The sequence below is a fragment of the Streptococcus sanguinis genome (genome assembly GCF_003943735.1).
Taxonomy (GTDB): domain Bacteria; phylum Bacillota; class Bacilli; order Lactobacillales; family Streptococcaceae; genus Streptococcus; species Streptococcus sanguinis_E.
In genome coordinates this window covers 163,413-178,336 of the sequence record NZ_RJMV01000002.1, presented here as the reverse complement: position 1 = coordinate 178,336, position 14,924 = coordinate 163,413, and the positions used below count along the sequence as shown (strand labels likewise).

The window sequence follows — 14,924 nt, the reverse complement described above, 5'->3', positions numbered from 1 at the left end:
CTTATCTTTCGTTGATTTTATAATCTAGGAATTTCCCAATCTTTTCAATCGCAAAGGGCAGTGCTGCCTCGTCCGGTGTCATCTTGGGATGATGGAGGGCATAGGGACTATCCACTCCCAGCCAGAACATGACGCCCTTGACCTTGCTGAGCAGATAACCGAAATCCTCGCCTGTCATAGCCGGCGCAATATCAATCAGCTCCACTTCTTCTTCCTTCTGGAAAAAGTCCATCAATTCGTCTGCTAGACCAGGATGATTTTCTACAGGCAGATAGCCACCTTGTTTAAGCTCCAAGTCCAATTCCAGACCGAAACTTTGGGCTAGCCCCTCTGCTATTTCCCGTAAGCGCTTCTGGGTCAAGAGGTTCATCTCCTGAGTCAGAGTCCGAATGGTGCCATGCAGAAAGGCAGTTTCTGCGATGACATTGTTGGTCGTGCCAGCATGGAGCGAACCAAAGGTTACAACCGCCCCCTCGATAGGATCGACATTGCGACTGACAATGGTCTGCACCTGGGTGATAAAGTAGCTAGCTGCCACCAAGGCATCGTTGGCTTCATGAGGAAAGGCTGCATGACCTCCCTTCCCCTTAAAGGTCAGCTTAACTTCACAGGTACCAGCAAAAAGGGTTCCTCTGTTAGTGGCAATATCGCCGACCTTGAGATCCGGTCGCACATGGAGACCGTAAAATTCATCTGGCAGCCAGTCGCCAAAGGCACCGTCTTCATACATAAGCATACCGCCAGCTTCATTTTCCTCTGCAGGCTGAAAGAGAAAGAGGAGATTGTGGGTAGGCTGAGTGCTCACAGCTTGTTCCAGCAGGCCTAGGGCAACCGTCATGTGCATATCGTGTCCGCAGGCATGCATCCGGCCTTCATGGGTACTGGCAAAGTCCAGACCCGTCTCCTCCACAATCGGAAGGCCATCAATATCTGTCCGCCAGCCAATCGTCTTATCCGGTGAACTTCCCTTGATAAAGACCAAAATACCAGTCCGCCAAGTTCGAATTTCCACAAAGTCTAGGCCAGCTGTCAGGCCATCAATGACCTGCATCAGGTAGGCATGGGTCTTGTATTCTTCCAGACCGATTTCTGCTATCTGGTGTAAATCACGGCGAATGTTCAGATAATCAAGCATTTTTCTTTCCTTTAAAATCTTGTCAGACCAGTCAAAGTGTCGGGCCGCACCCAATCAATTCATCTTTATGCTATTTTTAAAGAGTACGCAGAGCGTCTTCCAGAGCTGTCTTCTGCTGGGTCTTCTCGTCAATGGTCTTGATAACTCGTGCCGGAACGCCAGCAACTACTACATTTTCCGGAACATCCTGAGTCACAATCGCACCAGCTGCAACAACGGAACCACTGCCAATTTGTACACCTTCAATCACAACCGCATTGGCACCAATCAGCACGTTATCGCCAACCCGAACTGGCTCAGCACTAGCCGGCTCAATGACTCCCGCCAGAACCGCACCAGCACCGACATGACTGTTTTTACCAACAATTGCTCGACCACCCAGAATGGCACCCATATCAATCATAGTTCCAGCACCAATCTCCGCACCGATATTGATAACTGCCCCCATCATGATGACTACATTATCACCAATTTCGACTTGGTCACGGATAATAGCGCTCGGCTCAATACGGGCATTGATATCGCGCTTGTCCAAAAGCGGCACCGCTGAGTTGCGAGCATCCTGCTCCACGACATAGGTCTTATTTTCCTCTAAGTTCACTAGGAGCGGCTTAATTTCTTCCCAGTCTCCAAAAAGAACATTGCCTAACTTCACAACAGACCAAGGAATCGAACCGTGCAATTCTCCATCAAAGGTCACCTTGACCGGAGTTTTTTTCTTGGCATCAGCGATAAATTTGATAATTTCTTGAGCGTTCATTTTAGTAGCAGACATGATTCTTCCCTCGATTCGTGAATAGTTTAGCCTTTTAGTTTGTTTATCTCCTCAATCTCCAACAACTTGAAGAACAATTGAAGCAAACCAAGAAGCTTGATTAGACAATATTATAACACAAAAAAAAGGATTGCAAAACTCCTATAAGATTCTCTACATGAGATACGGATTGTAAAAAGGCACGAACTTTCGTCCGTGCCCAACAAAGCAATTCCAAACTATATATCAACGATATTATTTAATTCTTTCGTTCAAAATGTTCCCACTGTTGGCATCAATGGTCATTTTGATCTTTTGCGTACCGTTCAGAGCTTCTAGCTTGTAAGATAAGCACTCCTATTCATTTATTCTATTTAGAAAGATTACTCAATAGGTACTGTCCGTTTTCCTGACGGATAAAAGTCAAAGTTATTTCCTTATTTGAAGATGTTTCATAGTTTACAAGCATCTTCGGCTCTGATTCACCATCCCCATAAACTGAAATATGTTGATATTCTGGGTATTCCTTGATTACTTCTTTAAAGGAAGAACCGCCCTCGCCTGTTTCCGCATCACCCGTCTTTAAGTTCTCTGTAATCTGGCTAGATACCTTTTGATTATAGTCATCACTGCCGGGCATAATACTCATACCCTGAAGATGGTAGCTGCCATCCTCGTGTTTCATAAAGGTCAGAGTGGTATAACTAGAGTCAGGTAACCAAGACAATGAGAGCCCTTCTTCTTGAAACGTCACACTGCTGGCCAAGCCAAAATCTTTGACTACTTGTTCAGGGGTCAATCCTTCATCATCCGCACTAACAATGCTCAGCTTTTCAAGGTCTTTCACTTCCCATTCATACACATCCTCTTTTGACGGAGCCACAAAAGAAGCAACATCGCTTTGATGTCCCTTTCGAGACAGACTTGGCACACTTCCCCCACTCATAAAATCATTTAGGAAATAGCCGCCAAGACCTCCTAGCAATAGTCCCGCTGCCAGACCTATTCCTAAAAATCCTATCAGCTTGCCCGTACTATTTTTCTTTGGCTCTGGACTTGGCTGGCCAGCGAAGTTTGCAGCTTGCTGTGGTCCGGCAAAGTTCTGACCAGCTGGATTAAATCCCTGAGACGTTGCTTCTTGAAAAGCGGGATTTCCCCAATTATCCTGCTGAGGCATCTGCTGCTGTGGAGCGTCAAAAATGGGTTGCTGAACACCAAAATCTTGATTAGGATTCGGCATTTCAGGACTGCCCCCTTCTACTGGAAGAGGCTGCCCCTCTGTTGAGTTAGCTACAAATTGTCCTGAGTCTGATGACTGGACTTGCTGTGGATATGGAGCTAATCCTTCTAAAGATTGTTCCTGCGGTTTATTTTGTTCTGACATCGTTTCTCCTTTTATTATTCGAGTTCTATTTTATTTATTGGCAGTAGTGGACAAAAGATAGTTTCCGTCCTCCTGCTGAACGAAGAACAACCTGTAAGTACCATCATTAGGAGCGTCATAAGCCACCTCCATAATGGTTTGACTAGTATCCTCATTGAAATCTTCATCTACACGAATAGAGATACTTCGCGGACTGCCATATTCCTTAAAAACTTCCTTATAGGAAATGCCATCTTTACCAGTCTTTGCATCGCCTTTTTTCAATTTTTCAAAGTAATCAGCCGCCATCGCTTCGTCCTCAGCATTATGTTTGCTTCCTTCAAAGCGAATATTATAGATATGAAGGCTATTCAGATAGAAACCATCTTTTTTCTTCTCAAAAGCCAGAGAAGCGGTTTGATCTGTATAATAAACTGGCCAGTCCTCCTCATCATCAGAATCTTGAAGCGTTCCCCACTCTAAATCAAGGCTGTCACGAGAGATTTCTTCTTTTAAAGCCTTGCCATATTTATCAAGAATATCTTCCACAGAAGTACCATTCGTATCTGTCTGAATAGTATTGAACCGTAACTCTGACAAACTATCAATGTCCCACTTGAACTCAGTAGTATCGGGGTCAATGTACTGATCTGATTGATCTCTCTTTGATTCCCTAGCATCTGCCAAAGGATGGAGCACAGGATATTCACCTTTGATGACATCCGCTACTCCCATTCCATAGCCCCAGATTCCCCCTCCGATTAGTCCAAGACCAAGAGAGAGCAAGGCTCCGCCTATCAGGATTCCTTTCCAAGATTTATTCTTGGCCAAAGGTGGGGTTGGTCCCTGCGGACTTGAAACATGGCCCTGCTGAGGTTGAAAATGATGCGGGAATTCCTCTTGCGACTGAGCATTCCTTGAAGGCTCAAAAGAATGCTGTGTTTGCTGTTCTGTCAATCTTCTTTCCTCTTTCTTGTTTATTTCCAATAGTCTTATCAGTTCTCTTTTAATAACGAAATGCTTTGAAAGCAGTCAGTTACAAAAGATAAACTAAATAACTAAAAACTTACATTTCCTCTGACTTTATATATAAGAAATTTCCATCTGGCTGGCCTACAAACAATAGGTATTCATAACCATCTTCTGTTTTATAAGTCACCTCAGCAATCAGACGGTTGGAGATAATCTTATTATCTACGTCACGTTCGGTTGTGATGACAATTTCTGACGGAACAGGATGCTTCTTCAGGACCTCTGATAAAGCTGTTCCTCCTTCACCTGTTTCCTTGTCTCCTTTTTTCAAACGTTCAAGGTCTTTGGGAGATAATACGCTCCAATCTGTCGTTTCCTTCCCTTTTCTATATTCTTTAAAAGAATCTCCAACTACCACTTGTCTCAGATAGTAGTTCTGGTCAACTTTATCAAATTGAAAAGAAATATTTTGCTCCTTGTCCCTGACAGAAGGGCCCCATCGGAGTAACAGACGATTACGATCATATTCTGCTGAACTAGCCAAGCCATAAGTTTCAACGATTTGATCAGCCGTCAGGCCTAATCCTTCATCATTTGTATAGCTCAACCGTCCCAAGTCTTTCAATGTCCAATTAAACTGAACCGACTGCCCGTCTGTAGTAAAGCTGTCACTCTTGTCTTTGGCTTCTTCCTGAGCCTTACTCAGACGCTTAATCCTTTGAATATCCTTATTTGTCTGCGCCTGCTTGCCGATAAAATAAGCTGAACCGCTGCCAATCAAAAGACCAATTATGAGAGCAAAAATTGAAAGTCCTATGACTTTTCCGATATTACCCTTCTTATCAGGCAATCCTTGCGGCTGAATCTGCTGGAAATTCCCTTGCAATGGCTGGCTGCTAGTTTGATTTTCTTGCCAAGCCCCTTGCACTTGACCTTGACCATCTTTATCTGACATGGTTTTCTCCTTATAAATTTCATTGATTTGTCATATTGCGAAAACATTGAAAAACAATGACAAATTTTACAACATTATAACATAAATTGTTCTTTCAATCAAAAAGGGAGTGGGAAAGAACTTCAAACAAGTTAAAAAGTTCGTCTTCCCACCCCCGCACAGTTGATCAGGCAATCTTTGGGGCTTAAAAAGCGAAGGAAGATGCCAATCAACCACTGCGTCATCTATTTTTTCTAATTTAGACCCAAAAGCCTGGACTTTTGCCCAGGCTCTGAATCAAGTTTTTAGACTCTTATTTTTCTAGTATTCTTATTTAGATATTTTATCCTACTTGAGCTACTTCAAAAATCTGAATGGTAGAGCCCTTTTCAATTACTACTGCTTGGTCTGCTGCAACATGGAGAGTGCCCGGCAGGCTCCCCTCTTTTGAACCATCAAAAGAAATAGTGATATGGCCCAGTCCAGTTAAATTTTTTTCTACTACATTTCCTACGGCAGTAATCGAATATTCCTGACTATCTACGACCAGCTTTCCACCTTCTAGTATTGCACCTAGAAGATTTTTGTTATCGATTTTAAAACAATACTCTGCTAAGTCTTCCGGAGCTTCTTCTCCAAATAAAATGAGCATATTGGCATCTTGAATCATATTCTGAGCTTCAGGCCCTACTTGAATTACTTTAGCTTCAAAAATTTTCTTCATCTAATTCCTATTTATCCTTTCTCTAATTTGTCTTAAACTTATGCTTATAGATAAGTTTAACATAATAGTTGCTCTGTTTACGTGCATCTATCAAAGGTCTATTGATAAAGACCAATACTAGCTATCCAAGCTACTAGCACCCGCGGAACACCATTGAGAAAGCGTGAATAAAGCACAGAAGGGACACCAACCTCAACTGTTTCAGACTTGGCTTCAGATAGACCGAGTGCTACAGGAATGAAATCACAACCGTTTTGAGTGTTGATAGCAAATATAGCTGGCAGAGCCATTTGGGGCGGAATATTCCCTTTTCCGATTTCGACTCCAATTAAGGTTCCGATAATCTGACTGATAACAGCTCCGGGGCCTAACAAAGGAGATAGGAATGGCAAGGAACAGATAAAGCCAATCAAAATGAGTCCCCAGATGTTCCCCGCTAGGGGAACCATTAATTTTGCCAGCCAATTTCCAACACCTGAACCTTGAATAACCCCAATCAGCAAGGAAACAAAGGCCATGAAAGGAATGATTGTGTTGAGCATTGTTTGGATGGCTTCACGAGCAGCCTGGTTGAAAGTCGCAACGACCTTCCCAGCGCCCATCCCAATTCTTGCTACAATACTTGTTTCAGCTTTTTGCTCTGTAATTTTTTTACTAGTATCGTAAGTTGGCTTTTCTGTTACCACAGTTGTCGCTTTTTCGTCTTCATTAGCAGCAGAAATTTGATTAAGGCCAACTGCTGACACATAGATTTCCTCGGTGATATATTGTGCTAGAGGGCCACTTTTCCCTGTAGCGACAATATTGATTGTAGGGATCCCCTTTTTAGGATAAATACCGCAGCGAAGAGTACCGCCGCAATCCACGATTGCTAAAGCAATTTCCTCATCAGGGATAGAAGTTTTAAACCCGTTAACAGCTTCCATACCGGTCAAATCAGCAATTTTATCTACAATATCTGGCTTTTCTCCGCCGCCAGTGATATAGATAAATTTATGCTTAGCCTCACTAGGTGTAATGACCAAAGGGCCTCCGAAACCACCATTTCCTTTAACAACTTTTATACTCTTATATGACATAATTTCACTCTTTCTATCAATCAAATGTTTTACTCAAGGTAACACCTTGCTGTTTTGCAACATAGGCAGTCGTAAAATCTGTTACCCATCCACCAACAAAGTTCATGATAATTCCTACAAGCATGTAACGGATTGCCAGGTCCATCTGACTTAAACCTAAAGTTTGAATTCCTGTCGCAATTCCCATCCATACAAACAATTCCCCAGGATTGATATGTGGGAATACACCATTTGAAGTATGGCAGAACTGCATCTGAGCTGCTACAAAACTAGGTTTATAATATTCTGGCAAGAAGCGTCCCATACTGATCGCCATCGGATTCCCCAGCATAAAGGCTGAAATGAAAGGTAAAATCATATAACGGCTAACAGGATTTTTGGCAGAAATCTTAGCCAAGGAATTGACCTTTTCTTCTCCCAAGAAAGCGATAAGGGTATTCATTGCAATCAATAGCATTAAGACAAGCGGTACAATATTTGTCATCCAGCTAATAAAGGTTTCTCCACCTAATTGGAAGAGTTTCATAAAACTCTCTGCAAATTTTGTAATGTGATTCATAAGGAACTCCTTTTCTTATTTTTTTTAAATAACTGTTTAATAGATAATTGTAAGTAATTCGCATAAAAGCCGAATCCCAGAAAAGAATCAGATGAACTTGTCTCTTTCTCAATACCTGCCTCATGCCAAAGATAGACTTTTCTAGCATCTTCTATGGCTGATTGCATCAACTTATTTTCTTTTCTCACAAGAGGATTATACTTGTCAAAATAATGGATGTCTTCTCCAACATAATCGTCCATATTTTGAAAACGCGCTAAGATTGTGACTCCTTGCATTTTGCTAGCTTTAAGAACCCGACCGTTTTCATCAACCGCGAACATGACAATCGTACCGGATTTTATTCTTCCGGACTTCCTGCCAATCGCTACGCGCCCCAGTTTTCGGAGCATCGTATAGGTCTTATTGAAGTCTTTGAGTTGCTGCCAGCCGAGGAATATTTGAAATATATAAGCTGCCATGACAAATACAGCGAAAATTATTAGCGAATTCATTAAAATACTCCTTTGCTCTTAGAAAATGATAGAAACTCTGTCTCTGTTTCTACAGCCCTCAATGCTTCTTTTAGAGAAGGCTCTCCTGCAATTCGAAAAATGTCGTCATACAATTCCAGCAATTCACTTTCCATTTTTCTTTCGATTTCTGAGGGTATGGCGACTAGAAAGATAAATTCAATCCATTCATCTCCTTTTTGATAAGGCTCTTCTAGTTTTCCAAACATTAAAATAGTCTTTGCATAACCCTGGTTAATTGTATGGGGGAAGGCAATTCCTCCACCAAAAATGGTTGATTGCTTTTTCTCCCTATCAATTATCCGATTTCTAAAACCTTCATCAATCATCTGAAGTTTCTCTAACTCTGCAACCATATTTAGCAAGTATTGCTGATAGGTTTTTTGGGGGCTCAACCGAAGAAAACGTAAGCTGACTGTTTCTAGATTTTTTTGATGAAAAGCATTGGCCCTCTGCCATTCTTCCTGCAGCCATTGATCATCAAAAAGATGATTAACTTGAATGACTGGAGATTTAGAATCTTTATATTTTAGAGGAACTGTCGTAAAAATCGCGAAATAGTCCTGATTTAAATCCACATTAAAATCCTCTTCGGAATACTGAGTAATGTCTACATCATTTCCAAGGACTCGTCTGAGTTGCTGAATAATCATCGCAGCAGTTCCTCTTCCTGTTGTGCAAACTACAGCTATCTGCTTGCGAGAACCCTTAACAGCAGAATTTTGCTTTCTTAAAATCATTTCAAAATACAAAGCCAGATATCCAATTTCAGATAATTCCAATTCAGAACCAAAAATTGCAGATAGTTCTTCTCCAGCTATTTTTGCCATTTCAAAAGCAAAAGGATATTGAGTTTGAACCTCGCCATGAAATATATCATTAGCTTGCACATGGAAAATCAGTCGATTGATTAAGGGGCCTAGATGAGATTTGATTTCTTCAAATAATTCTTCATCATCAAAGTGAACCAACATTGTTTCTTTGACTTTCTTGACAATCCCTTGAAAAATCTTTGCAAGCTGTTCAGATTGATAAGATGTCTTGCTTAAAGTGTCAATAAAACGGACATTAAACGGAAAACACAAAAAGTCTATCTCAAACTGACTGAGGGAAATCTTATAAGTCATTTCAATATGATAGATTAATTTCTCAGCTAAAGGTGTCTCTGTTAAATCATTCCTATAGTAAGGAATAGGACAATTCAACACTCTAGATGTATGAATACGCTCCACCATAATTGAAATGGTCTTTCGAAGGAGTTCCTGTGTTTCTTTAGGGATTTTATAGTCCTGAACTAGCGTCTCCAGAAAAGAAGATGTTGCCTCAGTGAGTGTCCTTCCTTCAAAGTAAGGAGCCACTTGGTGAATATATAGCAAGCGCAAATTCAGCTCGCTCCCCAAGACCTCCAGCCCACGGTTGGGCTTTCCTGAAATAGTGATAGAGTAACTCTCTGCCAAAGATTTTACTTGTTTTAAATCCTTATTAAGGGTACTTCTACTAACACCTACTTCCTCAGCCAAGTCGTCAATAAGAAGAGGGGAGGTTGACTCAATTAAACGTTTTAGCAAATAGGCAATTCTTTTACTGGAAGAATTGAAGTCACTCTCCTGTTTTAAACTACCAGATAAAATCCTTTCCAACTCTGTATAGTCATACACTTCTAACATTAACTGATCATCTTGTGCGATAATCTGGATATTAGGAGCCAAAACATCATTTAATTGTTGGATACTCTTTTGCAAGGTTTGCAAGCTAATATCCAGTTCTGAGCGCATATCTAACAAGGAATAAGTTGGCTGCGAGACCATTTTATCTAAAATATTATACCACCGATTTACTAAGGTCAACTCTCTTCCCTACCTTCATTGTTTTAACCGCGAGTTTTACCTCCGGCAATATTTGTAGTGACACCTGTTATATAGCTAGAACGGTCTGAAATATAGAACGCTACAAGATCAGCTACTTCCCGTAGTTTCCCACTCCGTCCCAATGGAGTCGTTGAAGTTGAAGCATAACCAGCTCGAATATCTTCTACCGTCTTTCCACGGGTATAAGCAAGAGCTTCCTCGTAAGAAAGAGTTCGAAGACCCGTAGCTTCCATAATTCCTGGAGCAATTCCAACCACACGTACACCATGTTTACCAAGCTCTTTCGCCCATGAACGAGTGTAACTATAGACTGCCGCTTTCGTTGCAGCATAGGCACTTTGTCCTTCAGAACCTTCCAAGCCTGCTTCTGAAGCCATGTTCACAATTACACCTTTTCCATTTTTCACTAAAATACGTCCTACTGCCTGACTAACCAGATACAAACCTTTTTGATTAATCATTGTTACTTTTTCGAACGTCTCATCGTCCAACTCGTAAGGACCTTTAGGATTTTCTGCATCGATTAATAATCTAGGGACATTAATCCCCGCATTATTGACTACCGCATCAATATTGCCAAATCTTTCCACTATTTTGGCAACACCCTCTTCTACTTCAGAGCGAGAAGTTACATCAACTTTTACAAATAATAGGTTCGGGTGACGCAAATCGTTGTCGCTAAGATCAAAATTCGCTACATTGACTCCTAATTCCAACAATTCTTCGACGATTGCCTTACCGATCCCAGATGACGCACCCGTCACAAGAACTGTTTTGCCTTTAATGTCTAACCAATCATTCATTTTGATACCTCTCAAATTTTATTTACAAGGCAATTATACAGCGCTTTCATAAAAGAATTAAGACACTCTTTTTTACACTGTTCAAAAAAATAATAAACTAATTAAGAGGCTTGTACTAAAAAATCCACAAGAAATGAACTTGTGGATCTTTTTATATTCTAAATGAACTCAAAGCATATGAGAATCAAAGACGTGCATTCAACTCAGCCCCCAGCTCTTCAAAGCCTGGTTTCCCAAGAAGAGCAAACATGTTTTTCTTATAAGCCTCAACTCCTGGCTGGTCAAATGGATTGATACCATTCAGGTAGCCAGAAAGAGCAATAGCTAACTCAAAGAAGTAAATAGTATAGCCCAAAGTGAACTCATCTTGCTCAGGCAGGGTCACAAACATATTTGGCACTCCGCCGTCTGTGTGAGCTAACAGCACTCCATCTGTTGCTTTCTTATTGACAAAGTCAACATCTTTTCCTTGCAGATAGCCAAGGCCATCCAAGTCTTCTGCTAATTCAGGAATCAACACATTTTTGCGAGGCTTATCTACACGAATAACTGTTTCAAAGAGGATACGAGTTCCTTCTTGAATAAATTGCCCCAAAGAGTGCAGGTCTGTTGAGAAGTTGGCTGAAGTTGGGTAGATACCTTTTTGGTCTTTACCTTCTGACTCACCAGCCAGTTGCTTCCACCATTCTGAGAAGTATTGCAAAGATGGTTCGTAGTTAGCTAGAACTTCTGTCAAATAACCTTTACGGTACAAGATATTGCGTACAACTGCATATTGATATGCTTCATTTTCAGCCAACTTATCAGAAGCATAAGCCTTGCGAGCAGCATTTGCTCCTTCCATCAACTTGCTGATATCAGCCCCTGCAGCTGCGATTGGCAAGAGTCCCACTGCTGTCAATACTGTAAAACGACCACCAACACTATCAGGCACTACAAAAGTATCCCAGCCATTAGCATCTGCTTCAACCTTAACTGCACCTTTAGCGCGGTCTGTAGTTGCATAAATCCGTTTATTTGCTTCTTCCTGACCATACTTCTTAACCAAGAGTTCTTTGAAGACACGGAAAGCAATAGCAGGCTCTGTAGTTGTTCCTGACTTAGAAATAACGTTGACAGAGAAATCCTTGTCTGATACATAGTCTACCAAATCAGCCAAATAGCTTGAAGAGATAGAGTTTCCAGCATAGAGGATCTGAGGTGCCTTGCGTTCTTCTTTGCTTTGCAAGTTTACAAATGAATTATTCAAGAAATCAATAGCTGCACGTGCCCCTAAATAAGATCCTCCAATACCGATGACGATTAACACTTCACTATCAGATTGGATTTTAGCAGCCGCCTTTTGAATACGAGCAAATTCATCTTTATCATATTCTTCAGGCAAATTCAACCAGCCTGTCATTTCTGCTCCAGGACCTGTTCCGTTTCGTAGAGCATTATCTGCTGCAGTCACTTGAGGCTGCATATAATCTAATTCATGTGGTGCTACAAACTTATCCAGTACCTTTGAATAGTCAAATTTAATATGTGTCATGTTTATCCTCCAATTGTTCTTTTCTTTTATGATAACGCTTTAAGAAAAAATAAGCAAGTGCTTTTACTATTTTAAAACGTTTACATTTTTTATTCTATACTATTTTTCTAAATAAGCTAATCCTAGGATATAACTGAGAGCAATCGTTTGCGTAAGTCAACAAATTTTAGGCCTATTAAAGAAGAATAATTTTGATTGACAAGAAAGCCAATATGCTTCTTAAGATTGAATGTCAGCTGAATTCATTTCAGGTCCATTCGAACTAGATTCACTGCTCCAATATTCATCTGCGCCTTTCAGGCTTGATTCATTCAACATTGGAACCTAGTTCTCGCTTTGCCTAAACTGCGTCAATGTCTCTAAACTCATCTTCCTCCTTCGGAGTTGATTCGTTGAGAATCTTTATAAGGTTTACAGATTTTTCCCTTATGGGAAAAACTGCATCCATTGCTCTAAGATTCATCTGCGCCTTTCAGGCTTGATTCATTAAGAGCAATAGAAAAGAGCACACAGCTTACATCGCTTAGGGCTGCTGGATTCCTCCCCTGACCCGCTTCACGCAAAACTGTTGCTCCGTTAATTAGTATAACACAAACTTTTGATTTTGGCTAATTTTATTTTTTCTTCTCTGTCTGAAAAATTCCTGCATGATTTGAGCACACTCTTCTTGGAGAACACCTGCCTCCACTTCTACTCGATGATTCAGGCGCTCATCCGTCAGAATATCATAAAGGCTGCCAGCTGCTCCAAACTTTTGATTTGCTGCTCCATAGACAACGTGAGGAATGCGCGCTAGACCGATTGCTCCGCTGCACATGACACATGGCTCAATGGTCACAAAAAGCGTTGTATCCAGCAAGCGCCAGCTATTTTCGTGCCGATTCGCCTCTTCAATAGCCATAATTTCCGCATGCATAATAGCCCGCTGCAGCTCCTCACGTGCATTGTGACCGCGGCCGATAATCTTCCCCTCCTTAACCAAGACACAGCCGATGGGAATTTCATCATGAGCTAGGGCAATCTCCGCCTCCTTCAAAGCTTCCTTCATAAATGCTTCTTTTTCTTCAATCGTATAATTCATCATTGTCTTTCTAAAACTATAGTCATCTATCTCATTATACCACAAGCCTGCTGCACTTCTCAAAAAAAATAAAAGCCACCACTGGGGTGACTTTCAGGAGATTATTATGAAAAAAGTTTAGGATTTTTAAACAAAGTTAGGAGGTCTTTGTTTACGCTGTTAGTATAAAATATATATCTTAAATGAATCTTAAGATGAAATTTTCTTGCAAAAAAGCACAAGAAGCAATTTCCTTGTGCTGACTTTTTTATAAATTAGACCAGACGCTTTCCAAGATATTGGTCTGCTCGCGGCCAGGACCGACCGAGAAGGTAGAAATGCGAACACCAACCAGCTCACTCACTCGGCGAACATAGTTGCGGGCATTTTCTGGCAAGTCTTCCAGACTGCGGACACCGGTGATGTCCTCTGACCAGCCTGGCAGCTCTTCGTAAATCGGCTTGCAACGCTTGAGCTGTTCCAGACTAGCTGGGTAATGGTCAATTCGCTGACCATCCAAGTCATAGGCTACACAGATTTTCACTGTATCCAGACCGCTCAAGACATCGATGGAGTTAAGCGAAAGATTGGTAATCCCAGACACACGACGACTATGACGCATGACAACAGAGTCAAACCAGCCTACCCGACGCGGACGGCCAGTGGTAGTCCCATATTCGTGGCCGATATCACGAATGCGGTCACCTACTTCATCGAAAAGCTCTGTTGGGAATGGCCCATCTCCGACCCGACTTGTGTAGGCCTTGCAGACACCAACTACCTTGTCAATTTTGCTCGGACCAACACCGGAACCGATGGTGACTCCCCCTGCAACTGGATTAGAAGAAGTTACAAAGGGATAAGTACCTTGATCAATATCCAGCATGACCCCTTGAGCTCCTTCAAAGAGCACTCGTTTCCCTTGATCCAGCGCATCGTTGAGGATAACAGAAGTGTCCGTCACATACTGCTTGATTTGCTGTCCATATTCATAGTATTCTTCAAAAATATCATCAAAGCTGATTGCTGTACTATCGTACAATTTCTCAAAGAGGCGGTTCTTCTCAGCTAGATTCCGCTCCAAGCGCTCTCTAAAAATATCTTTATCCAAAAGGTCAGCGATGCGGATACCGACACGAGCAGCCTTGTCCATATAGGCAGGACCGATTCCCTTGATTGTCGTCCCGATTTTATTTTCACCTTTTGCTTCTTCCTGCAGGCGATCCAGCTCGATATGGTAAGGCAGGATGACATGCGCTCGATCAGAGATACGAAGGTTATCCGTCGTCACACCCTCTTCATGCAGGTAGTTCAATTCTTTGACCAGAGATTTAGGATTGACCACCATTCCATTTCCAATGACAGAGACTTTTTCTGGGAAAAAAATCCCTGACGGAATCAGGTGCAGTTTGTACTTCTTGCCGTCAATCACGATAGTGTGGCCGGCATTGTCACCACCCTGATAGCGGGCAATCACTTCGGCATTGGCTGAAAGGAAGTCTGTAATCTTCCCTTTTCCTTCATCTCCCCACTGGGTTCCTACAACAACTACTGATGTCATAATTCTGTCTGAGCTGAAGCAGCTCTTCCTTTCTTGAAAAGCAGGCAGGAATCTCACCTGCGATTA

At 41.7% G+C, this 14,924-nt stretch carries 14 protein-coding genes and 1 other RNA gene; all 15 read right to left on the bottom strand.

The window, feature by feature from the left end:
* Position 1: 1 nt before the first annotated feature.
* The 15 genes from D8877_RS03325 to D8877_RS03245 all read right to left on the bottom strand — a co-directional run bounded on the left by D8877_RS03325 (position 2) and on the right by D8877_RS03245 (position 14,858).
* Positions 2-1,135: an N-acetyldiaminopimelate deacetylase gene (locus D8877_RS03325; RefSeq protein WP_125352460.1), complete on the bottom strand. Its 1,134-nt coding sequence runs from the start codon at positions 1,133-1,135 to the stop codon at positions 2-4.
* A gap of 76 nt (positions 1,136-1,211) precedes the next feature.
* Positions 1,212-1,910: a 2,3,4,5-tetrahydropyridine-2,6-dicarboxylate N-acetyltransferase gene (dapD, locus tag D8877_RS03320; protein ID WP_125352458.1), complete on the bottom strand. Its 699-nt coding sequence runs from the start codon at positions 1,908-1,910 to the stop codon at positions 1,212-1,214.
* A 349-nt stretch (positions 1,911-2,259) separates the two neighbouring features.
* Entirely contained in the window at positions 2,260-3,273 is a 1,014-nt protein-coding gene (locus D8877_RS03315) for a hypothetical protein (protein WP_125352456.1), read from the bottom strand.
* 30 nt (positions 3,274-3,303) lie between these two features.
* A complete protein-coding gene (locus D8877_RS03310) occupies positions 3,304-4,239 on the bottom strand; it encodes a hypothetical protein (RefSeq protein ID WP_125352454.1) in 936 nt (311 codons plus the stop codon).
* Positions 4,240-4,318: 79 nt separating this feature from the next.
* Positions 4,319-5,179, bottom strand: coding sequence for a hypothetical protein (locus tag D8877_RS03305; RefSeq protein WP_125352452.1), 861 nt, complete (start codon positions 5,177-5,179; stop codon positions 4,319-4,321).
* 322 nt (positions 5,180-5,501) lie between these two features.
* Entirely contained in the window at positions 5,502-5,882 is a 381-nt protein-coding gene (locus tag D8877_RS03300) for a PTS glucitol/sorbitol transporter subunit IIA (protein ID WP_125352450.1), read from the bottom strand.
* Between the two features lie 98 nt (positions 5,883-5,980).
* Positions 5,981-6,961 (bottom strand): PTS glucitol/sorbitol transporter subunit IIB, encoded by a 981-nt coding sequence (srlE, locus tag D8877_RS03295; RefSeq protein WP_009660130.1) that lies wholly within the window; start codon positions 6,959-6,961, stop codon positions 5,981-5,983.
* A gap of 16 nt (positions 6,962-6,977) precedes the next feature.
* A complete protein-coding gene (gene srlA / locus D8877_RS03290) occupies positions 6,978-7,520 on the bottom strand; it encodes a PTS glucitol/sorbitol transporter subunit IIC (RefSeq protein WP_002893982.1) in 543 nt (180 codons plus the stop codon).
* A complete protein-coding gene (locus D8877_RS03285; protein WP_049547734.1) occupies positions 7,517-8,014 on the bottom strand; it encodes a transcriptional regulator GutM in 498 nt (165 codons plus the stop codon). The genes srlA and D8877_RS03285 overlap by 4 nt, the downstream gene beginning before the upstream one ends.
* Positions 8,014-9,840: a BglG family transcription antiterminator gene (locus D8877_RS03280; protein ID WP_080980480.1), complete on the bottom strand. Its 1,827-nt coding sequence runs from the start codon at positions 9,838-9,840 to the stop codon at positions 8,014-8,016. Before D8877_RS03280 ends, D8877_RS03285 begins: the two co-directional genes overlap by 1 nt.
* 62 nt (positions 9,841-9,902) lie before the next feature.
* Entirely contained in the window at positions 9,903-10,703 is an 801-nt protein-coding gene (locus D8877_RS03275; RefSeq protein WP_002902100.1) for an SDR family oxidoreductase, read from the bottom strand.
* Positions 10,704-10,887: 184 nt separating this feature from the next.
* Positions 10,888-12,237, bottom strand: coding sequence for a glucose-6-phosphate isomerase (locus tag D8877_RS03270; RefSeq protein WP_002917809.1), 1,350 nt, complete (start codon positions 12,235-12,237; stop codon positions 10,888-10,890).
* 487 nt (positions 12,238-12,724) lie between these two features.
* Positions 12,725-12,823, bottom strand: an RNA gene (gene ffs, locus D8877_RS03260) — signal recognition particle sRNA small type.
* Positions 12,818-13,321: a tRNA adenosine(34) deaminase TadA gene (tadA, locus tag D8877_RS03255; RefSeq protein ID WP_125340282.1), complete on the bottom strand. Its 504-nt coding sequence runs from the start codon at positions 13,319-13,321 to the stop codon at positions 12,818-12,820. Before tadA ends, ffs begins: the two co-directional genes overlap by 6 nt.
* Before the next feature lie 244 nt (positions 13,322-13,565).
* Entirely contained in the window at positions 13,566-14,858 is a 1,293-nt protein-coding gene (locus D8877_RS03245) for an adenylosuccinate synthase (RefSeq protein WP_125340281.1), read from the bottom strand.
* Positions 14,859-14,924: the final 66 nt, after the last annotated feature.

Coding starts and splice junctions, on each gene's coding strand:
- D8877_RS03325 (WP_125352460.1), bottom strand. CDS start 1,135: ATGCTTGATTATCTGAACATTCGCCGTGATTTACACCAGATAGCAGAA.
- dapD (WP_125352458.1), bottom strand. CDS start 1,910: ATGTCTGCTACTAAAATGAACGCTCAAGAAATTATCAAATTTATCGCT.
- D8877_RS03315 (WP_125352456.1), bottom strand. CDS start 3,273: ATGTCAGAACAAAATAAACCGCAGGAACAATCTTTAGAAGGATTAGCT.
- D8877_RS03305 (WP_125352452.1), bottom strand. CDS start 5,179: ATGTCAGATAAAGATGGTCAAGGTCAAGTGCAAGGGGCTTGGCAAGAA.
- D8877_RS03300 (WP_125352450.1), bottom strand. CDS start 5,882: ATGAAGAAAATTTTTGAAGCTAAAGTAATTCAAGTAGGGCCTGAAGCT.
- srlE (WP_009660130.1), bottom strand. CDS start 6,961: ATGTCATATAAGAGTATAAAAGTTGTTAAAGGAAATGGTGGTTTCGGA.
- srlA (WP_002893982.1), bottom strand. CDS start 7,520: ATGAATCACATTACAAAATTTGCAGAGAGTTTTATGAAACTCTTCCAA.
- D8877_RS03285 (WP_049547734.1), bottom strand. CDS start 8,014: ATGAATTCGCTAATAATTTTCGCTGTATTTGTCATGGCAGCTTATATA.
- D8877_RS03280 (WP_080980480.1), bottom strand. CDS start 9,840: ATGGTCTCGCAGCCAACTTATTCCTTGTTAGATATGCGCTCAGAACTG.
- D8877_RS03275 (WP_002902100.1), bottom strand. CDS start 10,703: ATGAATGATTGGTTAGACATTAAAGGCAAAACAGTTCTTGTGACGGGT.
- D8877_RS03270 (WP_002917809.1), bottom strand. CDS start 12,237: ATGACACATATTAAATTTGACTATTCAAAGGTACTGGATAAGTTTGTA.
- tadA (WP_125340282.1), bottom strand. CDS start 13,321: ATGATGAATTATACGATTGAAGAAAAAGAAGCATTTATGAAGGAAGCT.
- D8877_RS03245 (WP_125340281.1), bottom strand. CDS start 14,858: ATGACATCAGTAGTTGTTGTAGGAACCCAGTGGGGAGATGAAGGAAAA.